Source organism: Pseudomonas sp. 18058 (assembly GCF_902706155.1).
Lineage (GTDB): Bacteria > Pseudomonadota > Gammaproteobacteria > Pseudomonadales > Pseudomonadaceae > Aquipseudomonas > Aquipseudomonas rustica.
On the sequence record NZ_CACSJY010000012.1, the window covers coordinates 87,819 to 109,554 of the forward strand.

A 21,736-nucleotide genomic window follows, 5' to 3' on the forward strand; every position below is an offset into this window, starting at 1 on the left:
CACAAAATCCCCTTGCCACAAAAAATCCACTGACCATAAAGACTTGGCCACAAAGAACCTATGAAACCCGATAAGCATTAGCGCTCAACCGCGGGACAGGAACACATCGGCCAGCAGTTGATTGCGCGGCAGTCCGGCCAGATACAGGCGCCGGGCGAAGGCGTCGACACTGGCAGTCGAGCCGCAGACTAAAGCCAGGGTTTGTCTGGAGACAAGGCGCAGTTGCGCCAAAGCGGCGGCTGACTCGGCCGCCGTCCACAGTTCTACACTGAGGTTTTCACGCTGCGCAGCAAGCGCCGCAAGGGGTTTGGCCAGATAGTGTTCGCGATCGTCATGGGCCAGGTGAATGACACGGATTGCGCCTTGGTGATCCTGGCGCAACGCTTCACGCAGCACGCCGAACAGCGGGCCTAAACCAGTGCCTGCCGCGAGCAGCCACAGCGGCCGGTCATGCCAGTCGGCGTCGTAATGCAAAGCGCCGCCGCGCAGTTCGCCGAGGCGGATCGCATCGCCAATCTGCAAACGCCGGACGGCGTCGCTGAATTCGCCGGGCTGGCGGCAATCAAGGTGGAATTCGAGAAAACGATCTTCCTCCGGCAGGCTCGCCAGCGAATACGGTCGGGCGATGTGATTGATCCACAGCACCAGATGTTGCCCGGCGCTGTAGCGCAATGGACGTTGCGGGGTCAGGCGCAGGCGCAGCACGCTGTCGCTGAGCCAGTCCAGCGCTTCGACCACGGCCGGGCGACCGTCGGCAATCGGGTCAAAGGTGTGCACCTGCAAATCTTCAGTCACCTGACATTGGCAGGCCAGTCGCCAGCCCTCTTGCCGTTGTTCGGCACTCAAGGCATCCGGGCGACTGTCGGCAGGCAAACCTTGTACGCATTGCACCAGACACGCATGGCAGCTGCCGGCGCGGCAGCTGTAAGGCACGGCAACGCCATTCTGGTTGAGAGCGTCGAGCAGATTGGTGCCCGGCGCCACCGACCACTGCCGTTCACCGACGCGAAGTTCAGGCATCGACGTTCTCCCACGCCGCCGCACAGCGATTACGCCCGTCGCGCTTGGCCCGATAGAGTGCCTGATCGGCGCGATGCAACGCGTCGTCCAGATCATCGCCCATTTCCAACAAAGTCATACCGACCGAAAGACTCAGGTTGCGCACATTCAAGCCCACCAGTTCGACATCGGCGAACGCAACGCGCAGACGTTCGCAGCACGCGGTCAACTGTTCGGCATCGCAGTTGGGCAGCAACACCACGAACTCTTCACCCCCGTAGCGCGCCAGCACATCACCGTCGCGCAAGCACGCTTGAGCAACGCCGGCGAACGCCTGCAACACTTGATCGCCGGCGGCATGGCCGTGCATGTCGTTGATGCGTTTGAAGTGATCGAGGTCGATCAGCGCCAAGCCGTGCGCCACGTCTTCGTCCATTTCATTCAGTTCGCGCGAGGCCAGACGCAGGAAGTGACGACGGTTGAACAACCCGGTCAGCTCATCGGTGGCGACCAGATCTTCCAACTGCCGCATCATCCCGCGCAGGGTGTCCTGGTGCGCCTGCAAGGCAAACCGGCGCTGACGCTGGCGTTGTCGCGAGACCTGAACGAAGCGTGCGTAGAGCACCAGCCACGCCAGCACCATCGCCAGAATGCACACTTGCAACGCGGCCAGTGCGGGCTCGGCCAAGCGGAAGTTGTAACCGTCCCACAAGGTGATGGCGCAGAAACTGAAGAACACCAGCAGCGCCGTTCGAATGAACGCGCGTCGACTGAGATGGAACAGCCCGAACAGCAGGATCAGCACGTAAAAAACCAGAAAGGCGCCACGCGCCTCATCCAGATGGGCGATCAGCCAGGTTTGCCAGCCGAGGCCGAGCAGCACCTGCACTTCGGTCATGCTCGGATCGTCGAAGCGCTGGTTGCGCCCGGTCCAGAACAAGACGAACAGGGTTGCCTGACTGATCACCACGAGGGCGCTGCCGACGGCCACAGTATTGAGGGATTGTTGGTAATGCCCGGTAAAAAACGCCAGCCACAGTAGCAGCAGAGCCAATCCATAGGTGGCTGCAGCGAGGGCAAAACGTTTGAGCAAAAGACGTTGTATGGCGTTATGGGTCAATCGTTGACTCACCGTGCGATAGGAGGCTGACTGAGTGTCCTACTCTACAGACCGGCTGCCACTTTAGAGGCGTAGTCGATAAATGACCACCGATTTTCGGGCCCGAAAATTGACGTCAAATGGATGACCTGCCTACCTCGCATCTACGTCACGGCGAGCCCCCTGTGGCGAGGGGATTCATCCCCGTTGGGCTGCGAAGCGGCCCCCTGCGGTGTTCCAGTTAAATCAAGTGTTCAGGTTTAGCGACTGCTGCGCAATCGAGCGGGGATAAATCCCCTCGCCACAAGGGTATGGTGGTGGCAGTCAGTGTGCGGTATGCGACCAACGAATGACTGCCGACGCGTGTATGCCCCTTTGATGCGCGGTATACTGCCGCGCCTTTTTAGCGTCGCGCCAGCAGCCCCGGCGTGCCCGGCCCAAAGGGCCAGCTTCAAGTTGCAAGCTTCAAGCCGCAAGCGCAGGCAGTCCGCGTACTGTCGTAACTTGTCGCTCAAAGCTCGAAGCTCAAAGCTGCCCTATTAAAATGTTCCCGTCTTTTAGAGGAGCGCGACTCATGACCGTGATCAAGCAAGACGACCTGATTCAGAGCGTTGCCGACGCCCTGCAATTCATTTCCTATTACCACCCCGTGGATTTCATCCAGGCGATGCACGAAGCCTACCTGCGCGAAGAATCGCCAGCGGCCCGTGACTCGATGGCGCAGATCCTGATCAACTCGCGCATGTGCGCCACCGGCCACCGCCCGATCTGCCAGGACACCGGCATCGTCACCGTGTTCGTGCGCGTCGGCATGGACGTACGTTGGGATGGCGCCACCATGGGCCTGGACGACATGATCAACGAAGGCGTGCGTCGCGCCTACAACCTGCCGGAAAACGTCCTGCGTGCCTCGATCCTCGCCGACCCGGCGGGCGCTCGTAAAAACACCAAGGACAACACCCCGGCCGTAATTCACTACTCCATCGTCCCGGGCAACACCGTGGAAGTGGACGTGGCGGCCAAGGGCGGCGGTTCCGAGAACAAGTCGAAAATGGCCATGCTCAACCCGTCCGACTCGATCGTTGACTGGGTGCTCAAGACCGTTCCGACCATGGGCGCCGGCTGGTGCCCACCGGGCATGCTCGGTATTGGCATCGGCGGCACCGCCGAGAAAGCTGCGGTGATGGCCAAAGAAGTGTTGATGGAATCCATCGACATCCACGAGCTGAAAGCCCGTGGCCCACAGAACCGCATCGAAGAAATGCGTCTGGAGCTGTTCGAGAAGGTCAACCAGTTGGGTATCGGCGCCCAGGGGCTCGGTGGCCTGACCACCGTGCTCGACGTGAAAATCATGGACTACCCGACCCACGCAGCCTCGCTGCCGGTGTGCATGATCCCGAACTGCGCCGCCACCCGTCACGCACACTTCGTGCTCGACGGTACAGGTCCGGCCTCGCTGGAAGCGCCACCGCTGGACGCCTACCCGGAAATCGTCTGGGAAGCCGGCCCGTCGGCCCGTCGCGTCAACCTCGACACCCTGACCCCGGAAGACGTGCAGAGCTGGAAGCCGGGCGAAACCGTCCTGCTCAACGGCAAAATGCTCACCGGGCGCGACGCCGCGCACAAGCGCATGGTCGAGATGCTCAACAAGGGTGAAACACTGCCGGTCGACCTCAAAGGTCGCTTCATCTACTACGTTGGCCCGGTTGATCCGGTCGGTGACGAAGTGGTTGGCCCGGCTGGCCCGACCACCGCGACGCGGATGGACAAGTTCACCCGTCAGATCCTTGAGCAAACCGGCCTGTTGGGCATGATCGGCAAATCCGAGCGCGGCCCTACCGCAATCGAAGCGATCAAGGACAACAAAGCGGTGTACCTGATGGCCGTTGGCGGCGCTGCTTACCTGGTGGCTCAGGCGATCAAGAAGTCGCAAGTACTGGCGTTTGCCGAACTGGGCATGGAAGCGATCTACGAGTTCGAAGTCAAAGACATGCCGGTCACCGTTGCGGTAGACAGCAAAGGTGAGTCGGTACACATCACCGGCCCTGCGATCTGGCAACAGAAGATTAGCGAAAGCCTGGCGGTAGAAGTGCAGTAAGTTTTTTTGCAGCACTGAAAAGGCCGGTTCATCTGCGAGGATGAACCGGCCTTTTGCATTTCGTGATAAAAATCTTGTGCAAGCATATAAATTGATCTTGCGCACCTGTCAGTCCAACTACGCATCACCACCGGGACGCCGGTAGGTGAATCGGTGAGAGAGTTTCTCGAACGGTTCGTAGACTTGAAAAAACCATGCTCAGCGCAACTGCTGACGTGGTCGAACCTGTGAATAATGAAAGTCTGGGAGCCAGATCCTCGATCAGTGGCTCGCTGAACGACTTCGCATCCGCAGCCGGTGATAGCGTTCAAGCAGATAACTCCTGGTGGACACAATTCAAAGGCTTCTTCAAAAGAGACAAGACCCCGAACCCAATCCCAATGGATTCCTTTGCGTAACCGAAGAAATCCGAGGTCACCGTACGATTACCTGCGCACTCATGGGCCGCCATGCCCGCCCATGCTATCTTTCCCGCCCGACCTGCCACCCATCTGCCCAGCATGCTGCCGACTTCCCGTACCCTGCGCCTGTCGTTGTATTCCCTGCTGATCGTCGCCGGGGCGGCCGTTGCCGCGACCCTTGCCATCCGCCACGCCGAACGTCAGGCGCTGGAGGAAGATGCGGCGCGTGCCAATCAGCAACTGGCGCTGTACGCCAACTCGTTGCACACCCTGATCGACCGTTATCGCGCCTTGCCCGCCGTGCTGGCGCTGGATCCGCAATTGCGCTCGGCGCTGGCAGGTTCAGTCGATGCCGAAGAGCAGGCGACGCTGAATCTGAAGCTGGAAAAGATCAACGGTGCGGCGCAGTCCTCGACCCTTGAACTGCTCGATCGCACGGGGCTCGCCGTGGCCGCGAGCAACTGGCGACTGCCGAGCAGTTACGTCGGCCACAACTACGGCTTCCGCCCCTATTTCAGTCAGACCCGCACGCAGGGCACCGGGCGTTTTTATGCGGTGGGCGTGACCAGCGGCATTCCCGGTTACTTCCTGTCCAGCGCGGTGCTGGGCGACAAGGACGAGTTTCTCGGGGCGATGGTGGTCAAGCTGGAATTCCCCGAACTGGAACGTGAATGGAGCCAAGGCAGCGACACGCTGCTGGTCAGCGATGCGCGCGGGATCATCTTCATCGCCAATCAGCCGGGCTGGCGCTATCGCTCGCTGCGAGCGCTGAGTTCCAGCGACATGGCCGAGATCAAAGCCACCCGCCAATACGACAAGCAAGCGCTGGTGCCGCTGACGCATCTGGCACTGCGCAGTTTTGACGACAACAGCGATCTACGCCGGGTAGAAGGCCCGCAAGGCACGGCGGATTATCTGTGGGAATCGCTGCCGCTGGCCGCCGAAGGCTGGACGTTGCATCTGCTGCGTCACCCGCAGGTGGCCTTCGAAGATTTGCGCAACGCCGGGCTCGCCGCTGCCGGGGTGTGGCTGGCGCTGGTGTTTTTGTTGCTGTTCCTCAATCAGCGCTGGCGTCTGGCGAAAATGCGCCAGCGCAGCCGCGAAGAACTCGAACAATTGGTCGAAGAACGCACCCGCGATTTGCGTACCGCGCAGGACGGTCTGGTGCAGTCGGCCAAACTCGCGGCGCTGGGGCAGATGTCGGCGGCGCTGGCCCACGAAATCAATCAACCGCTGACCGCTCAGCGCATGCAACTGGCGACTCTGCGGCTGCTGCTCGACCATGGCCGCGTCGACGATGCATACAAAGCGTTGAAACCGGTGGACGAGATGCTCACGCGCATGGCGGCGCTCACGGGCCATCTGAAGACGTTTGCACGCAAGAGCCCGAGTGGTTTGCGCGAGCGGCTGGATCTGGCCACGGTGGTCGATCAGGCGCTGCAATTGCTCGATGCGCGTCTGCGTGACGAACAGGTCAGTCTGGTGCTGCACCTGACGCGGCCGGCGTGGGTGCGCGGCGATGCGATCCGCCTCGAACAAGTGCTGATCAATCTGCTGCGCAACGCCCTTGATGCGATGCAAGGGAAAACCTGCAAGCGTCTGGAGATTCGTCTGGAAGTCGACGAACAATTGTGGCGCCTGAGCGTCATCGACAATGGCGGCGGCATTGCCGAAGAGCATCTGAGCCAGGTGTTCGATCCGTTCTTCACCACCAAACCGGTAGGCGACGGTTTGGGTCTGGGGTTGGCGGTTTCCTTCGCCATCGTGCATGAATCCGGCGGTCGCCTGAGCGCCGACAATGGCGAGAGCGGCGCGGTGTTCAGCCTGACGCTGCCAATCGATCTGGAGGCGCATATCTAATGCTCAATTCGGTGATGGTGGTCGATGACGAAAGCAGTATTCGCAACGCAGTCGAGCAGTGGCTGAGCCTGTCGGGGTTCGAGGTGCAGTTGTTCAGCCGCGCCGAAGAATGCCTCGCCGCCCTGCCCGCGCATTTCCCCGGGGTGATCCTCAGCGACGTGCGCATGCCCGGCATCGGTGGCTTGGCGTTGTTGGCTGAAGTGCAAAAGCGCGACGCGGATCTGCCGGTAATTTTGCTCACCGGCCATGGCGATGTGCCGATGGCGGTCGAAGCCATGCGCGATGGTGCGTACGACTTTCTGGAGAAACCGTTCAGCCCGGAAACGCTGTTGGGCAGCCTGCGCCGGGCGCTGGATAAACGCCGCCTGGTACTGGAAAACCGCGCGCTGCACGAGCAAGCCGACAACCGCGCCAAACTCGATACGACCTTGCTCGGGGTGTCGCGTGGTTTGCAGACACTGCGTCGGCAAGTGCTCGATCTGGCGGCGCTGCCGGTCAACGTGTTGATCCGCGGTGAAACCGGCAGTGGCAAGGAACTGGTTGCGCGTTGCCTGCATGATTTCGGCCCGCGTGCGGACAAGCCGTTTGTGGCGCTGAACTGCGCGGCGATCCCCGAGCAGTTGTTTGAAGCCGAGTTGTTCGGACATGAGAGCGGCGCGTTTACCGGTGCTTCGGGCAAGCGCATCGGCAAGCTGGAATACGCGTCTGGCGGCACGTTGTTTCTCGATGAAATCGAAAGCATGCCGCTGGCCCAGCAGGTGAAATTGCTGCGGGTGTTGCAGGAGCAGAAGCTCGAGCGCTTGGGTTCGAATCAGAGTATTCGCGTGGATTTGCGCATCGTTGCGGCGACCAAACCGGATCTGCTCGACGAGGCTCGCGCCGGGCGTTTTCGTGAGGATCTGGCGTATCGCTTGAACGTCGCGGAGTTGCGCCTGCCGCCGCTGCGTGATCGTCGTGAAGACATTCCGTTGCTGTTTGAAACCTTTGCGCAGAGTGCGGCTGAACGCTTGGGCCGGACTTTTCCGCCGTTGAGCGGCGCGCAGTTGAGTCATCTGCTCAGCCACGACTGGCCGGGCAATGTGCGGGAACTGGCGAACGTCGCCGAGCGACAAGTGCTGGGGCTGGATGAACCGGCGCCGGGGATTGATCCGGGGCAATCGCTGGCGGCGCAGCAGGAAGCGTTTGAAGCGCAGTGTTTGCGCGCGGCGCTGACACGGCACAAGGGTGATGTGAAAGCGGTGCTTGAAGAACTGCAACTGCCAAGACGGACGTTTAATGAAAAGATGCAGCGGCATGGGTTGAGTCGGGAGATGTTTCTGTAGCGCATGTACTTGATCGTTCCCACGCTCCGCGTGGGAATGCAGCCCAGGACGCTCTGCGTCCCCACCAGAGCCGAACGCAGAGCGTCCGTTGAGGCATTCCCACGCAGAGCGTGGGAATGATCGGAGTGAGCGATATTCCGCTCATAGATCCTCTGCGATGAGCGGATTTCCGCTCACCCGATCCCGTCAACCCCTCTAAACCGCCCCTCCCCCCGTTGGCACACCTCCTGCTATAGCCCACGCAGGCTGCGTTTTAACGCGCTCCACAAAAACAATTAAACGAAGGATCCTTCAATGGATAACTCCAACGCCCTGCCACTTGGGTCGGCTGCCGTGCCCGCCAAAGAAAGAACCACCGCCAGCCGGATCAAATCGATCTTCAGCGGTTCCGTCGGCAACATGGTCGAGTGGTACGACTGGTATGTGTATGCCGCCTTCTCGCTGTACTTCGCTAAATCCTTCTTCCCTGCCGGTTCCTCCACTGCACAACTGATGAACACCGCTGCGATCTTCGCCGTCGGCTTTCTGATGCGTCCGATCGGTGGCTGGCTGATGGGCCTCTACGCTGACAAGGTCGGGCGCAAGAAAGCGCTGATGGCCTCGGTCTATCTGATGTGTTTCGGCTCGCTGCTGATCGCGCTCAGCCCGAACTACGAAACCATCGGCATCGGCGCGCCGATCCTGCTGATCTTCGCCCGTCTGCTGCAAGGCCTGTCGGTGGGTGGCGAGTACGGCACCTCGGCGACATACCTGTCCGAGATGGCGACCAAGCAACGTCGCGGCTTCTTCTCCAGCTTCCAGTACGTGACCCTGATCTCCGGCCAGCTCATCGCGCTCGGCGTGTTGATCGTCCTGCAAAACGTACTGACCACTGAACAGCTGTACGCGTGGGGCTGGCGTATTCCGTTCGCCATCGGCGCACTGTGCGCAGTCGTTGCGCTGTACCTGCGTCGCGGCATGGAAGAAACCGAGTCGTTCACCAAAAAAGAGAAGTCGAAGGAAAGCGCGATGCGCACCTTGATGCGTCATCCAAAGGAATTGATGACCGTGGTCGGCCTGACCATGGGCGGTACGCTGGCGTTCTACACCTACACCACCTACATGCAGAAATATCTGGTGAACACCGTCGGCATGAGCATCTCCGACTCGACCACTATTTCGGCAGCCACGCTGTTCCTGTTCATGTGTCTGCAACCGATCATTGGTGGCCTCTCGGACAAGATCGGCCGTCGTCCGATCCTGATCGCTTTCGGCGTGCTGGGCACGATCTTCACCGTGCCGATCCTGATGACCCTGCACACCATTCAAACCTGGTGGGGCGCATTCTTCCTGATCATGGCGGCGCTGATCATCGTCAGCGGCTACACCTCGATCAACGCGGTGGTGAAGGCCGAACTGTTCCCGACTGAAATCCGCGCGCTGGGCGTCGGCCTGCCGTACGCACTGACCGTGTCGATCTTCGGCGGCACTGCTGAATACATCGCGCTGTGGTTCAAGAGCATTGGTATGGAAACCGGTTACTACTGGTACGTGACGGCGTGCATTGCCGTGTCGCTGCTGGTGTACGTGACCATGAAAGATACCCAGAAGCATTCGCGGATCGTGACTGACTGATTGGGGATTCACAGCCACTGCAATGGTGGCTGTGATGGCTTTATCGCGAGCAGGCTCGCTCCTACATTTGGAATGCGTTCCCCTGTAGGAGTGAGCCTGCTCGCGATTGGAGTCGACACGCTCTCCAGCCCTGTATGAAAAATCTGTCACCCGCCCCCACCCGCCATTAATCGCTAATTAATACTGGCGCGACATCCTGCCCCTACCTGATCGATGACCTGCGCGACGTTCGCTTCGACGACGTAAGCGATTTAAATGCGCCGCCCTTAACATCAGGTTAATCGATAGTTTTTAGCATTATTTTGCGCTTTTTAATCGAATTGATCGGCGTAGTATTAAACCCAGGCAAGACACACACCCCAACGCATTCGGAGCACACGACCATGAAAACCAAACTGATCCTCGCTTTCGCCCTGTCTGTACTGGCTGCCAACACCTTCGCCGCCGACGGTTACGACCGCACCGGTTCTGCTGTGGCTGCTGATGGTTATGACCGCACGGGTTCTGCCGCTGTCGCTGCTGATGGTTACGACCGCACCGGTTCGGCGACTGTTGCTGAAGATGGCTACGACCGCACCGGCTCCGCGACTTTCGCAGCCGACGGTTATGACCGCACCCAATCCGCTGCCATCAGCTAATCGCTGCCGCACAGCGCACAGCCCGGCTTCGGCCGGGCTTAGTTATTTCTGGGGGCTGACAAATTTTCTGTAGGAGCTGCCGAAGGCTGCGATCTTTTGACTTTCAGAAGCAAAATCAAAAGATCGCAGCCTTCGGCAGCTCCTACATGGGATTTTTGTTTGGCTGGAAATATGTGGTGCTGCCTTGCACTATGGGTTCATTCAAAACCTAGCCTCAGGATCCTCCGCCATGCCCGATGACATCCATTTCTACGAACCCGTCCATGGCCACGGCCTGCCGCACGATCCATTCAACGCTATCGTCGGCCCGCGCCCGATCGGCTGGATTTCCTCGCAGGATGCCAACGGCCAACTCAATCTGGCGCCGTACAGTTTCTTCAACGCGTTCAACTACATTCCGCCGATCATTGGCTTCTCCAGCGTCGGGCGCAAAGACAGCCTGAACAACATCGAGCAGACCGGCGAATTCGTCTGGAACCTCGCCACCCGCCCATTGGCCGAGCAGATGAACCAGAGCTGCGCGATGGTCGCGCCTGAGGTCAACGAGTTTGAATTGGCGGGACTGACGACTGTTGCGTCGAAGGTGATTTCGGTGCCGCGCGTAGCCGAAAGCCCAGTGTCCTTCGAGTGCAAGGTCACGCAGATCATTCAGTTGCAGCGTGCTGATGGCGAAACGGTGCCGAGCTGGCTGATCCTCGGCGAAGTGGTCGCCGTGCATATCGCCAAATGGCTGCTGAAGGACGGCATCTACGACACCGCCGCGGCAGAACCGATTCTGCGCGGCGGCGGGCCGGCGGATTACTTCCAGTTGGGGCCTGAGGCCCTGTTCAAGATGTGGCGTCCGGGCGCAAACAAGTAACGCGTTACCAGATCAACTCGGCCTCTCCGGTGACGCCTTTGAGGTTATCCAGCTCATTGATAGCAGCCTCATCGGCGGCGATGGCGCCGGGGAAGACCTGGTCATTCAGCAGTTTGTGAAAGCGTGGTGCACCGCCATCGACCAGGGCCTTGACCGCGATTGCCGCGTAATAGCCCTTGTTGCCACCCAGTTCGACGGGGACGACTGCGGATACTGCTTCGAAGTGTTCGAACTCTTTACGTGCCATGTCGCAAGTCCTGGCTCAGTCAATTAAGCCGGACATTAAACCCTCAACCGACGAGTTTGTGTACCGCTGCCGGAGATTGGCCGAGCGCTTGTGCCGCCGAGACGTCTTTGAAGGTGTGGAAATCCAGACTGTTGACCACCAGTTCCTGCACCAGCTCGGCGAAGATACCCATCGACGGGCTGTTGAAATATGCGGTCATCATTTGCTGATTACTCCAGAACCCGGAGACCAGCCACAACTCGGGATCACACTGCGAATGCTGCAAGGCAAAGCTCAGGCAACCGGGGGCTGCGCGGGACGGCTCGATCAACGCGCTCAGGCGTACACCGAGTTCCGCCGAACGCCCGGCGCGCGCCCGGACGAAGGCCATATGACTGACGGGAATCTGCTTGGACATGTTCAACCCTCCCAGGGAGTCGCGTGGCAGCCGGGGGACGGGCTGCGACAGGATCAAAGGTTAAGGGCCAGACGCTGAGTGCCGTTAGTCGATTCCTGCCGCCGCGTTGCACAATCCTGCGAGACTTGCCAAAAGCATCGCAGATGCCCGCTCCCCTATAGGAGCTGCCGCAGGCTGCGATCTTTTGACCTTAAAGACAACAATCAAAAGATCGCAGCCTTCGCCAGCTCCTACAGTCCGGCGTCGCGTCGTGGTTGAGGAATATCGCGGTGCAGAATCAGGCAAGCATTTCGCAGGATGTGTCTACCGTTCGCGCTTGCACAAACATATGCTCTGCTCCATTCCACCTCCCTTGCCGAGGATGCCGTGCATGACGTCATTCGATCGTTTTCAAGCCGAACCCAGCGCTGACATGGAAAAACAGCGTGCGGAACTGGCGGCGATCATCCGCCGCAACACCAAGGACGATGGCAGCTACGAGACCGCCATCGGTTCGCTGTTTATGTCACGCCACACCAAATCCCACGACTTTGCACCGGTGCTCGCGCAGCCGGCGCTGTGCATCATGGCGCAGGGACGTAAAGAGGTGCGGCTGGCCGACGAGTACTTCAATTACGACCCGCTGAATTATCTGGTGGTGTCGGTTTCGATGCCGCTGAGCGGGCGCGTGGTTAACGTGTCGCCGGAGGAACCGATTCTTGCCGTGCGCCTTGATATTGATCCGGCGGAAATCACCGCACTGATCGCCGACGCCGGGCCGATGGGCGTCCCGACGCGGCCAACCGGACGTGGCTTGTACGTGGAAAAAATCGACAGTTCGATGCTCGACGCGGTGCTGCGTCTGGCACGTTTGCTCGACGCACCGAAAGACATCGCCATGCTCGCGCCGCTGATTCGCCGGGAGATTTTGTATCGCCTGCTGCGCAGTCCGCAGGGTCATCGGCTGTATGAGATTGCGATTGCCAACAGCCAGAGCCATCGCATCAGCCAGGCGATCAAATGGCTTAACGGCAATTTTGAGCAGCCGTTGCGCATTGATGATCTGGCCAAAGAAGTGAACCTGAGCGTGTCGACCTTGCATCACCGGTTTAAGGCGATGACGGCGATGAGTCCGCTGCAGTATCAGAAGCAGTTACGCTTGCAGGAAGCGCGACGGTTGATGCTGGCGGAGGGGCTGGAAGCTTCGGCGGCGGGGTATCGGGTGGGGTATGAGAGTCCGTCGCAATTTAGCCGCGAGTACAGTCGGTTGTTTGGGGCGCCGCCGCTGAGGGATTTGGCGCGGTTGCGGCTGTCGGTGTGACCGTTGAAAGCCCCTCACCCTAGCCCTCTCCCAGAGGGAGAGGGGACTGATTGGGGGATATTGAGGAAATACACCGAACTGAAAATGCTTCACCGAATCCATAATCGACTCGATTTTTCAGGTCGGCGAACATCGCCAGACACCTCGGTCAGCCCCCTCTCCCTCCGGGAGAGGGCTGGGGTGAGGGTAGGCTTTTAAACCGCCCGAATCACATGCTTGATCTCTTGAAACGCCGCCAATCCCCAAGGCCCTAACTCGCGGCCAATACTGCTCTGCTTGTACCCGCCCCACGCCGCCTGCGGGAAGATCACTTGCGGTGCATTGATCCACACCATCCCCGCCTGCAACGCATTGGCCACACGATCCGCCGCTACAGCATCCGCCGTCACCACACTCGCGACCAAACCAAACGGCGTGTCATTGGCCAGCGCAATCGCCTCGACCTCACTGCTGAAACTGCGCACACACAGCACCGGCCCGAAAATCTCTTCACACCACAATGCGCTGTCCAGCGGCACGTCGGTAAACACCGTCGGCTGCAAGAAATAACCACGCGGCAGATCCGCCGGACGATTACCGCCGCAGACCAATCGCGCACCCGCGCTCAGCCCACGATCGATGTGCCCGAGCACGCGCTGGTACTGCGCCTGATTGACCAGCGCGCCCATTTCCACCTCAGGATCAAATGGATCCGCCACACGAATCGCCTGCGCACGCTTATGCAAACGAGCGAGAAATTCCTCTTCCAACTCCTCAGCCACCAACACACGACTGGTGGCCGAACACATCTGCCCGGCATTGAAAAACGCGCCGCCACAGGCCAGCTCAACCGCCAGATCGAGATCAGCATCCGCCAACACCAGCAGCGAAGATTTGCCGCCCAATTCCAGGCTGACGCCCTTCACCGTTTCCGCCGCGCGTTGCATGACCTGCACGCCGACCGCGTTGCTGCCGGTAAAGGAAATCTTGGCGATACGCGGATCTGCCGACAACGGCGCACCGACCGCCAATCCAGTCCCGCAAACCAGGTTGAACACGCCGTTCGGCAGTCCCGATTCAGCAATGATCGCCGCCAGTTCCAGCTCCGGCAGCGGCGTCACTTCCGACGGCTTGAGCACCACGCAGCAACCCGCCGCCAACGCCGGTGCAAGCTTCCATGCCGTGGTGACCATCGGGAAATTCCACGGCACGATCAGCCCGACCACGCCGCACGGTTCGCGGCGCAAACGTGCGCTGAAATCATCGCTCGGCAGCGGCACGTTGCTGTCCTGCTTCGCGTCGAGGCCTTCAGCGAGTTCGGCGTAATACTCGAACGTGGCGATCACGTCATCGACGTCGATGGCCGCTTCGAATTGCGGTTTGCCGTTGTTGCTCGATTGCAACTTCATCAAATGCTCGCGACCATTGCGCACGCCGTTGGCGATGTTGCGCAGGATCGCACCGCGCTCGACGCCAGTGGTTTGCGACCAGCTCTTGAACGCTTCGCTGGCAGCGGCGACGGCTTGATCGACCGCGTGCTCGTCACCGCCATTGACCGTGGTCAGCAGCGCTTCGGTGGCCGGGTTGATCACGCGCAGATGTTCGCCACCCGCCGACCATTGGCCGTTGATGTAGAGGCCATAGAGTGTGGTTGGGAAACTGATCATTGCGCCACCGCCTTCATCCATTGGCTCTGGTCGATTTCAATCAGGGTCGGGCCCTGACGATCGCTTGCACAACGCAACGCGCTGCGCAGTTGTTCGATGCTGCTGATGGCTTCAGCCGCGCAGCCGAGGCCCTTGGCCACCGCGACAAAATCCGGGGTGTAGATGTCCACGCCGACCGGCTCGATGGCGCGGTTGACCATGTATTTCTTGATCTCTTCGTAGCCCTGGTTATTCCACAACAGGACGATCACCGGCACCCGCGCTTCGACCGCGCTGGCCAGTTCCGGCAGGGTGAATTGCAGCCCGCCGTCGCCGATCAGGCACACCACGGGAGGGCGCGCACCTTTGTCGAGTTGGCCGCCGAGCCACGCACCAATCGCGGCCGGCAAGGCGTAGCCAAGAGTGCCGTAACCGGTCGAGGCGTTGAACCAGCGGCGCGGGTGATCGGGGTTGAACGTCAAGTTGCCGGTGTACACCGGTTGCGTCGAGTCGCCGACGAACACCGCGTTCGGCAATTCATCGAGCACGGTGTCGAGGAAACGGGTTTGCGCGAGGGTCGGCGCATCCCAGCTCGCGGCCAGTTCGGCGCGCAGTTTGCCGGCGCGGGCCTGACCCCAGTCGCTGCTGCGCTCGTCGAGTTTTTCCTGCGACAGCGAGTTCAATAACGCTTGCGCGGCGTTGCGTGCGTCGGCCACCAGCGCCAGGTGCGGCGAGTAGTTGCGCACGGTCTGGTCGGCGTCGATATCGATGCGCAGCAGTTTGCCGGGAATCTCGAAACCGCCTGCGAAGGTCACGTCGTAATCGGTCTCGGCGAGTTCGGTGCCGATGGCCAATACCACATCGGCATCGGCGACCAGCGCGCGGGTGGCGACCAGCGTCTGGGTCGAACCGATCAGCAGCGGATGGTTGCCCGGCAGCATGCCTTTGGCGTTGATGGTCAGCGCCACTGGAGCGTCGAGCAACTCGGCAAGTTTGGTCAGTTCCGGCGCGGCGTCGATGGCCCCACCACCGGCGAGAATCAGCGGACGTTTGGCACCGGCGAGCAATTCGCTCATGCGCTTGACTGCACTTGGCGCAGCACCGGCGCGGTCGATATTGACCGGCACACTGGCGAGCAAGTCATCGGCGTTTTCGACCAGCACGTCCAACGGAATTTCGATGTGTACCGGACGCGGACGACCGGCCTGGAACAAGGCAAATGCACGTGCCAGCACCACCGGCAATTCAGCGGCGGACATCAACGTGTGCGAGAACGCCGCAACTCCCGAGACCAATGCACTCTGGTTCGGCAGCTCATGCAGCTTGCCGCGCCCGCCGCCCAATTGGCTGCGCGATTGCACGCTGGAAATCACCAGCATCGGGATCGAATCGGCGTAGGCCTGGCCCATGGCGGTGGTGATGTTAGTCATGCCCGGGCCGGTGATGATAAAGCACACACCCGGTTTGCCAGCGGTGCGCGCGTAGCCGTCAGCCATGAAACCGGCGCCCTGCTCATGGCGAGGGGTGACGTGACGAATGCTCGAACGCGCCAGCCCGCGATACAGCTCCACGGTGTGCACCCCGGGAATGCCGAACACCTGCTCGACCCCATAACCTTCGAGTAACTTGACCAGTACTTCGCCACACGTCGCCATGTCGATTGCCCTTCTTGTTCGATTGAAACACCGAACCCATGTGGGAGCGGGCTTGCTCGCGAAAGAGGTGTGTCATTCAACGCTGATGTCGGCTGACAGGACGCCTTCGCGAGCAAGCCCGCTCCCACAATGATCCGTGGAATGGCTTCATTGAACGGTCGGCAGGTAGCCGCAACAATCGATTAAAAGTCATACTAGCCATGTCCTCACGTCATACCTTGGATCCACATGAAACGCATGCCTCCCCTGCCCGCCCTGCACACGTTTTTGATCACCGCGCAGTGCTGCAATTTCACCCGCGCCGCCGAGCAGTTGCACATCACCCAAGGCGCGGTGAGCCGGCAGATCGCCGGGCTGGAAGAGCATCTCGGTTATCCGCTGTTCATCCGTCTGGCCCGAGGTTTGGCGCTGACCGCCGAGGGACGCGAATGGCTACCGCGTGTGGAAAAAGTCTTCGGCCTGATCAGCGAAGCCACCGAGCAGATCGGTCTGCAGCGTGAAACCCTGCAACTCAAGGCGCCGAGTTGCGTGATGCGCTGGCTGCTGCCGCGCTTGCTGCAATGGCAGAAAGAACGCCCGGATGTGCCGGTGAAACTCACCGCGTCGTTGCAGCACGGGGTGGATTTTCAGCGTGAGCAATTTGATGCGGCGGTGATCTACGGGCCGCCACCGGATAACTCGCCGGGCGCTCTGCACCTGTTCGATGAGCAACTGACGCCGGTGTGTTCGCCGCTGCTGCTCAAGGGTTCACCGGCACTAAATGCGCCGGCCGATCTGCAACAACATCTGCTACTGCACCCGACGCACGATATTCAGGATTGGTCGGTATGGCTGAACGCCGCGCAACTGAATTTGAACAACGTCAGCAGCGGCCAGCATTTCGAAACGCTTGATCAGGCGATGTCGATGGCGTCGCATGGCACGGGGGTGGCGATCGGGGATTGGTCGTTGATCGGCGATGACTTGCGCGCGGGACGGCTGGTGATGCCGTTTGAATTGAAGGTGAAAACGGGGTTGGCGTATTACGTGGTGTTGCCGCCAGGAACCGAACCGTCGCCACCGCTCGAAGAACTGATGATCTGGTTGGTTGAGCAGGCGCATTTGCGGTGAGGCTGTTTTCCCTCACCCTAGCCCTCTCCCAGAGGGAGAGGGGACTGACCGGGGGATATTGAGGAAGTTCAGCGACCTGAACGATTGGCTTTGAATCCATAATCGACTGGATTTTTCAGGTCGATGTACAACGCCAGACACCTCGGTCGGCCCCCTCTCCCTTCGGGAGAGGGCTGGGGTGAGGGTAAAGCCGTATATCAATAACCAACAGTAAAGCGCTTACGTGAATGCTTCGGTGTTTCTACTTCGTCGATCAGTGCAATCGCATAGTCGGCAAAGGTGATCCAGCTACGGCCCTCGGCGCTCACCAGCAAGTGATCCTGACCGACGCGAAATTTGCCCGTGCGCTCACCTTCCACAAACTCCGCCGACGGGGAGAGGAAAGTCCAGTCCAGTTCCTTCTCCTGACGCAGCGCATCCAAAAACGCCGCCCCCGCACTGGCCTCGGCCTTGTACTCGGCCGGGAAACCCGCGCTGTCGACCACGCGTGTATCGTCCGGCAGCAACAGCGAACCGGCACCGCCGACCACCAACAGCCGCTTCACCCCCGCCTGCTTCACCGGCCCGACAATCGCCGATGCCGGCACCGTGGCGAAATGTGCGGCGGTGATCACCACATCGTTGCCGGCCACGGCGTCTTGCAGCGCCGCCGAATCCAGCACATCGACATTCTTGCTGACGACACCGGCGCGCGCGCCGATCTTCGACGTATCGCGGGCGATGGCGGTGACGCTATGACCGCGACGCAGGGCTTCTTCCAGCAGTTGGCTACCGGCACGGCCGGTGGCACCAATGATTGCGATCTTGCTCATGACGTTCTCCAGTTGGCTTGAGTGTATGTGCATTGAAAATTGCGTTTCAAATTCTGCTTTAACAACCTTCCCTTGTGTGGAGGGCTTACTGTGGTGAGGTTTTTTGTGGCGAGGGGATTTATCCCCGCTCGGCTGCGCAGCAGTCGTAAATCCTGACAACTCGGTGTAACTGAAAAAATGCTGGGGAGCGCTTCGCACTCCAACGGGGCGGTGCGACGTTTCGCTAAATCCCCTCGCCACAAAAAGCAGTGCTAAATCCTTGAGACCTCAGTATTCAGATGGAGCGGGTTACCACTTCATCTCGCCCTTCGCGACTTTCGCGCTCAGCTCCAGCGAGCTCTCTTCGCCCAGCGTCGGGTAGCGTTTTTTCATCGCGGCGATCAGCGCAGCAGCATCCTTGGCCTTCGCCGTTTCTTCGTCGAAAGCTTTAATGTAGTCCGCAGTAAATTTCACGCTGGCCAGCGAGCGGCTGCTTTCCCCCAGATAGTGACCCGGCACCACGGTTGTCGGCTTCAGCGTTTCAATCGAATGCAGCGTTTCCAGCCAATCCGCATGAGATTGCGCGGTCTGCGTATCAGCCATCCACACATGAATGTTCTCGGCCACCACGACGCCACCGACCACAGCCTTGAGCGACGGAATCCACACGAAACTGCGATCCGGTTGGTTGCCGTCGAGCCCGACCACCTGCAATTTCTGCCCTTCAAGCATCAGGCTGTCGCCCTTGAGCACACCCGGCACGATGGTTTTCGCTGGCACATCGGCGCCCATTTTCGGGCCCCAGAACGCGAGTTTGCCGGCGATGGTTTGCTTGATGTGATCGACGGTCGGTTGCGAGGCCAGCACCTTGGCATTCGGGAACGCTTTGGTCAGCGTATCGAGGCCGAAGTAGTAATCCGGGTCGCCGTGGCTGATGTAAATGGTGGTCAGTTGTTTGCCGCTGGCGCGGATCTTTTCTACCACTTGCTCGGCCTGGGATTTGCCGAACTGTGCGTCGACGAGGATCGCGTCTTTCTCGCCGCTGACCAGCACCGAGGTCACCGGGAAAATCGCATTGGCGCCGGGGTTGTACACATCCAGCATCAAATTGGCAGCCGCGGCATGCGCAGCGAAACCCAGCGAGGCGGTGGCGAGTAGAACGCGTATGAGGGTGGTGAAGCCGATCATCTGTTGCTCCGGTGTTCGAATGCCTTGCTTGGCGATGGAACAGAGCTTAGTTGCCAGACTCAGTACAAAAAATGCGATGCTGGGACATAGTTTGTTTCTGAAAGCGGGCAAATCATGGATCGTCTCCAGGCAATGCGGGTGTTCGTCACGGTGGTGGATCTCGGTAGCCAGTCGGCCGCTGCGGATCATCTGGATCTCTCGCGGCCGGTGGTTTCACGCTACCTGGCGGAGCTCGAAGATTGGGTCGGCGCGCGCCTGATGCACCGCACCACGCGCAAGTTGAGCCTAACCGCGGCCGGCAGTGAAATCCTCCCGCGTTGTCGACAGATGATTGAGTTGTCGAGCGACATGCAGGCCGCCGTCAGCGAACCCCATGACGCGCCGCGCGGATTGCTGCGGATCAGCGTCAGCACCTCGTTCGGTCAGGCGCAATTGGCCGATGCGATGGCCGCGTACGTCAAACGTTATCCGGGGGTGAGCATCGATTTGCAGATGCTTGATCGCACGGTGAACCTGGTGGACGAACGCATCGACCTGGCGATTCGCACCAGCAACGATCTCGATCCCAACCTGATCGCTCGACGCCTGACTGTGTGCCGTTCGGTGGTGTGCGCGGCGCCGGCTTATCTGCAAGAACAGCCGATGCCTTTACGGGTGGAAGACCTGAGCCGCCACAACTGCCTGACGCACTCGTATTTCGGCAAGAGCCTGTGGCATTTCGAAGAGGATGGCGAACCGGTGTCGGTGCCGGTGCAGGGCAATATCAGCGCCAACGAGGCCAGCACATTATTGCGCGCAACGCTGGCCGGCGCCGGGGTGGCGATGCTGCCGACGTATCAGGCCGGCGTGCATGTTCACAGCGGCGAACTGGTACGCCTGCTGCCCCACGCCGAACCACGCCAGATGAACATCTACGCGGTGTACGCCTCACGCAAACACATGCCGGCGGCGCTGCGCAGCATGCTGGATTTTCTGGTGCTCAGATTCCCCGAAAACCCGCAATGGGATGCTGATTTGTAAACCACCCCGCCCCTTGTAGGAGCAGAGCTTGCTCGCGAAAGCGGTGTATCAGTCCCATATGTTTTGAATGACGCACCGCTTTCGCGAGCAAGCTCTGCTCCTACAAGGGTTTATCAGTGTGCTGAATGGCGGGTTACAACCACGAGCGCACTGGCTGGCAACTCCCCGGCGCTGACCTATGCTGAAAGTAATACCGCAGGGTATTTCGTTCAGAGGTGAACGCCATGAACATCAAAACAAGAAGGTACGCCGCGATTTTCATTACCTGCGCTGCCACGCTGGCGCTGTACGGCACCGCGGCCTGGCGGGTCGAGCAGTTGCGACAGCTGCCGCGTGAATACACGAGCTGCAATTTCGAGCGCTGCATTCCGCACAATGCGTCGCTGAACGCCTTGCGCTGACCTTGCGGCTGACACAAAACCTGTGGGAGCGGGCTTGCTCGCGAAAGCGGTGTGTCATTCAACAATGATGTCGGCTGACAGAACGCCTTCGCGAGCAAGCCCGCTCCCACAGGGGGTTGTGGTGATTTCGGTTTACTGCTCGGTCTTCAAGCGATCGCGGAAGGCCTTTGGCGATATCCCCACCCGGCGCCGGAACAGGCGCGTGAAGTTGGTCGGATCGGAGAACCCCAACAACTCCGACATCTCATAAATGGTCATGCTGGTGTACGTCAGCAAGCGCTTGGCTTCCAGCAACTGACGCTCGTGCATGATCTGCAACGCCGGTTGCCCCGCCAATTCACGGCACGTGCCATTAAGGTGCGACACCGAAATCCCCAGCCGATGCGCCAGATCCTCGACCTTCACGTGCTGACGGTAAGTCTCTTCCACCAACTGAATAAACCCGTTCAGGTATTCGCGTTGACGCTGCGGCCGTTGACTCGCGTTATGCCTCACGATTGCCTGGCGACTGACCCAGACCATGATCACGCTGACCAGCGAATGCATGAGCATTTCCCGCGCCGGTTGATGGCCGTTGTACTCGGCCTGCAACGCGGTGAATAAACTGTTGAGGTAGTCGCCGTCCTTGCCCGCCGGATAATTCTCGGTCTGCGCCAATGCGTGCACCGAGTCGCCCAGTTGCGCCTGCAAATGGTTGATCAGCGGTGTGGCGAGGGTGACGATAAAGCCTTCAACGTCCTCGGAAAAACGAAAGCCATGCACCGATAACGGCGGCAGAACCTGGATTGCCGGGGTCTGCAACTGCGTGCGATGGCCTTCGATTTCAAGCTCTGCCTGACCTTTGAAAACGAAGAGCAACTGGCACAAATCGGCGTGGCGGTGGGGTTTGATTTCCCATTGATGTTCGCGGCTGCGGGAGGAAATGGTTTCACAGTGCAGCAAGTCAGGGGTCGGCCAATCCAGGCTTTCACCATAGAGCTTGAACACTGGAATCGAAGGCAGGTCAGGCTTGTTCATCACTTCAATCCAGGCCTCGAGGTTTGCGGGCGATAATCGCACCGATTGGCAGAATGTACAGGTATCGGCTCAGTTTTCACCTTCAATTGACAGAC

The 21,736-nt window shown here is 60.0% G+C and carries 19 protein-coding genes; 10 read left to right on the forward strand and 9 right to left on the reverse strand.

All coding sequences use genetic code 11. The annotated features are described in order from the left end of the window. Positions 1–84 precede the first annotated feature (84 nt). Both GVL50_RS09090 and GVL50_RS09095 read right to left on the reverse strand, forming a co-directional pair. Entirely contained in the window at positions 85–1,020 is a 936-nt protein-coding gene (locus tag GVL50_RS09090) for an iron-sulfur-binding ferredoxin reductase (protein ID WP_159812552.1), read from the reverse strand. Then, on the reverse strand, positions 1,013–2,119 hold the full coding sequence (locus GVL50_RS09095; RefSeq protein ID WP_159812553.1) for a diguanylate cyclase: 1,107 nt from the start codon (positions 2,117–2,119) through the stop codon (positions 1,013–1,015). Before GVL50_RS09095 ends, GVL50_RS09090 begins: the two co-directional genes overlap by 8 nt. 553 nt (positions 2,120–2,672) lie before the next feature. Here GVL50_RS09095 and GVL50_RS09100 point away from each other — a divergent pair. The 6 genes from GVL50_RS09100 (at position 2,673) to GVL50_RS09125 (ending at position 10,890) form a co-directional block, all read left to right on the forward strand. Further along, complete coding sequence (locus GVL50_RS09100) at positions 2,673–4,196, forward strand: fumarate hydratase (protein ID WP_008080438.1); 1,524 nt, start codon at positions 2,673–2,675, stop codon at positions 4,194–4,196. A gap of 500 nt (positions 4,197–4,696) precedes the next feature. Continuing rightward, positions 4,697–6,457 carry an ATP-binding protein gene (locus GVL50_RS09105; protein WP_159812577.1) on the forward strand — a complete coding sequence of 587 codons (1,761 nt, stop codon included), beginning with the start codon at positions 4,697–4,699 and terminating at the stop codon, positions 6,455–6,457. Beyond that, complete coding sequence (locus tag GVL50_RS09110) at positions 6,457–7,779, forward strand: sigma-54 dependent transcriptional regulator (RefSeq protein WP_159812554.1); 1,323 nt, start codon at positions 6,457–6,459, stop codon at positions 7,777–7,779. Before GVL50_RS09105 ends, GVL50_RS09110 begins: the two co-directional genes overlap by 1 nt. A gap of 294 nt (positions 7,780–8,073) precedes the next feature. Continuing rightward, on the forward strand, positions 8,074–9,393 hold the full coding sequence (locus GVL50_RS09115; RefSeq protein WP_159812555.1) for an MFS transporter: 1,320 nt from the start codon (positions 8,074–8,076) through the stop codon (positions 9,391–9,393). A 383-nt stretch (positions 9,394–9,776) separates the two neighbouring features. Then, the gene (locus tag GVL50_RS09120; protein ID WP_159812556.1) at positions 9,777–10,031 is read left to right on the forward strand and encodes a hypothetical protein; all 255 of its coding nucleotides are present in this window, start codon (positions 9,777–9,779) and stop codon (positions 10,029–10,031) included. A gap of 229 nt (positions 10,032–10,260) precedes the next feature. Then, positions 10,261–10,890, forward strand: a complete 630-nt coding sequence (locus GVL50_RS09125) for a flavin reductase family protein (RefSeq protein ID WP_159812557.1) — start codon at positions 10,261–10,263, stop codon at positions 10,888–10,890. A gap of 4 nt (positions 10,891–10,894) precedes the next feature. Here the strand turns inward: GVL50_RS09125 and GVL50_RS09130 are convergent, their stop codons facing one another. Both GVL50_RS09130 and GVL50_RS09135 read right to left on the reverse strand, forming a co-directional pair. Continuing rightward, positions 10,895–11,137, reverse strand: a complete 243-nt coding sequence (locus GVL50_RS09130; protein WP_159812558.1) for a hypothetical protein — start codon at positions 11,135–11,137, stop codon at positions 10,895–10,897. A 43-nt stretch (positions 11,138–11,180) separates the two neighbouring features. Further along, entirely contained in the window at positions 11,181–11,534 is a 354-nt protein-coding gene (locus GVL50_RS09135; protein ID WP_159812559.1) for an antibiotic biosynthesis monooxygenase family protein, read from the reverse strand. Positions 11,535–11,904: 370 nt separating this feature from the next. On the opposite strand from GVL50_RS09135, the gene GVL50_RS09140 reads away from it, so the two are divergent. Continuing rightward, positions 11,905–12,834: an AraC family transcriptional regulator gene (locus GVL50_RS09140; RefSeq protein WP_159812560.1), complete on the forward strand. Its 930-nt coding sequence runs from the start codon at positions 11,905–11,907 to the stop codon at positions 12,832–12,834. Positions 12,835–13,028: 194 nt separating this feature from the next. Here GVL50_RS09140 and GVL50_RS09145 read toward each other — a convergent pair whose 3' ends face one another. Both GVL50_RS09145 and GVL50_RS09150 read right to left on the reverse strand, forming a co-directional pair. Beyond that, positions 13,029–14,477, reverse strand: coding sequence for an aldehyde dehydrogenase family protein (locus GVL50_RS09145; protein ID WP_178124170.1), 1,449 nt, complete (start codon positions 14,475–14,477; stop codon positions 13,029–13,031). Further along, positions 14,477–16,114: a 5-guanidino-2-oxopentanoate decarboxylase gene (locus tag GVL50_RS09150; protein WP_159812562.1), complete on the reverse strand. Its 1,638-nt coding sequence runs from the start codon at positions 16,112–16,114 to the stop codon at positions 14,477–14,479. The genes GVL50_RS09145 and GVL50_RS09150 overlap by 1 nt, the downstream gene beginning before the upstream one ends. Before the next feature lie 228 nt (positions 16,115–16,342). Here GVL50_RS09150 and GVL50_RS09155 point away from each other — a divergent pair, with 228 nt between their 5' ends. Beyond that, complete coding sequence (locus GVL50_RS09155) at positions 16,343–17,224, forward strand: LysR substrate-binding domain-containing protein (protein ID WP_159812563.1); 882 nt, start codon at positions 16,343–16,345, stop codon at positions 17,222–17,224. Positions 17,225–17,421: 197 nt separating this feature from the next. On the opposite strand, the gene GVL50_RS09160 is transcribed toward GVL50_RS09155, so the two are convergent. Further along, positions 17,422–18,036 (reverse strand): NAD(P)-dependent oxidoreductase, encoded by a 615-nt coding sequence (locus tag GVL50_RS09160; protein WP_159812564.1) that lies wholly within the window; start codon positions 18,034–18,036, stop codon positions 17,422–17,424. Positions 18,037–18,324: 288 nt separating this feature from the next. Further along, positions 18,325–19,203: an MBL fold metallo-hydrolase gene (locus GVL50_RS09165; protein WP_159812565.1), complete on the reverse strand. Its 879-nt coding sequence runs from the start codon at positions 19,201–19,203 to the stop codon at positions 18,325–18,327. Between the two features lie 114 nt (positions 19,204–19,317). Here GVL50_RS09165 and GVL50_RS09170 point away from each other — a divergent pair, with 114 nt between their 5' ends. Continuing rightward, positions 19,318–20,223: a LysR family transcriptional regulator gene (locus GVL50_RS09170; RefSeq protein ID WP_218586035.1), complete on the forward strand. Its 906-nt coding sequence runs from the start codon at positions 19,318–19,320 to the stop codon at positions 20,221–20,223. A gap of 224 nt (positions 20,224–20,447) precedes the next feature. Next, the gene (locus GVL50_RS28745) at positions 20,448–20,624 is read left to right on the forward strand and encodes a hypothetical protein (RefSeq protein WP_178124168.1); all 177 of its coding nucleotides are present in this window, start codon (positions 20,448–20,450) and stop codon (positions 20,622–20,624) included. Between the two features lie 132 nt (positions 20,625–20,756). Here GVL50_RS28745 and GVL50_RS09175 read toward each other — a convergent pair whose 3' ends face one another. Beyond that, positions 20,757–21,641: a helix-turn-helix domain-containing protein gene (locus GVL50_RS09175; protein ID WP_053123335.1), complete on the reverse strand. Its 885-nt coding sequence runs from the start codon at positions 21,639–21,641 to the stop codon at positions 20,757–20,759. Between the last annotated feature and the right edge of the window lie 95 nt (positions 21,642–21,736).

Coding starts and splice junctions, on each gene's coding strand:
- GVL50_RS09175 (WP_053123335.1), bottom strand. CDS start 21,641: ATGAACAAGCCTGACCTGCCTTCGATTCCAGTGTTCAAGCTCTATGGT.
- GVL50_RS09115 (WP_159812555.1), top strand. CDS start 8,074: ATGGATAACTCCAACGCCCTGCCACTTGGGTCGGCTGCCGTGCCCGCC.
- GVL50_RS09155 (WP_159812563.1), top strand. CDS start 16,343: ATGAAACGCATGCCTCCCCTGCCCGCCCTGCACACGTTTTTGATCACC.
- GVL50_RS09090 (WP_159812552.1), bottom strand. CDS start 1,020: ATGCCTGAACTTCGCGTCGGTGAACGGCAGTGGTCGGTGGCGCCGGGC.
- GVL50_RS09105 (WP_159812577.1), top strand. CDS start 4,697: ATGCTGCCGACTTCCCGTACCCTGCGCCTGTCGTTGTATTCCCTGCTG.
- GVL50_RS09125 (WP_159812557.1), top strand. CDS start 10,261: ATGCCCGATGACATCCATTTCTACGAACCCGTCCATGGCCACGGCCTG.
- GVL50_RS09130 (WP_159812558.1), bottom strand. CDS start 11,137: ATGGCACGTAAAGAGTTCGAACACTTCGAAGCAGTATCCGCAGTCGTC.
- GVL50_RS09100 (WP_008080438.1), top strand. CDS start 2,673: ATGACCGTGATCAAGCAAGACGACCTGATTCAGAGCGTTGCCGACGCC.
- GVL50_RS09140 (WP_159812560.1), top strand. CDS start 11,905: ATGACGTCATTCGATCGTTTTCAAGCCGAACCCAGCGCTGACATGGAA.
- GVL50_RS09110 (WP_159812554.1), top strand. CDS start 6,457: ATGCTCAATTCGGTGATGGTGGTCGATGACGAAAGCAGTATTCGCAAC.
- GVL50_RS28745 (WP_178124168.1), top strand. CDS start 20,448: ATGAACATCAAAACAAGAAGGTACGCCGCGATTTTCATTACCTGCGCT.
- GVL50_RS09120 (WP_159812556.1), top strand. CDS start 9,777: ATGAAAACCAAACTGATCCTCGCTTTCGCCCTGTCTGTACTGGCTGCC.
- GVL50_RS09170 (WP_218586035.1), top strand. CDS start 19,318: ATGGATCGTCTCCAGGCAATGCGGGTGTTCGTCACGGTGGTGGATCTC.
- GVL50_RS09160 (WP_159812564.1), bottom strand. CDS start 18,036: ATGAGCAAGATCGCAATCATTGGTGCCACCGGCCGTGCCGGTAGCCAA.
- GVL50_RS09150 (WP_159812562.1), bottom strand. CDS start 16,114: ATGGCGACGTGTGGCGAAGTACTGGTCAAGTTACTCGAAGGTTATGGG.
- GVL50_RS09165 (WP_159812565.1), bottom strand. CDS start 19,203: ATGATCGGCTTCACCACCCTCATACGCGTTCTACTCGCCACCGCCTCG.
- GVL50_RS09135 (WP_159812559.1), bottom strand. CDS start 11,534: ATGTCCAAGCAGATTCCCGTCAGTCATATGGCCTTCGTCCGGGCGCGC.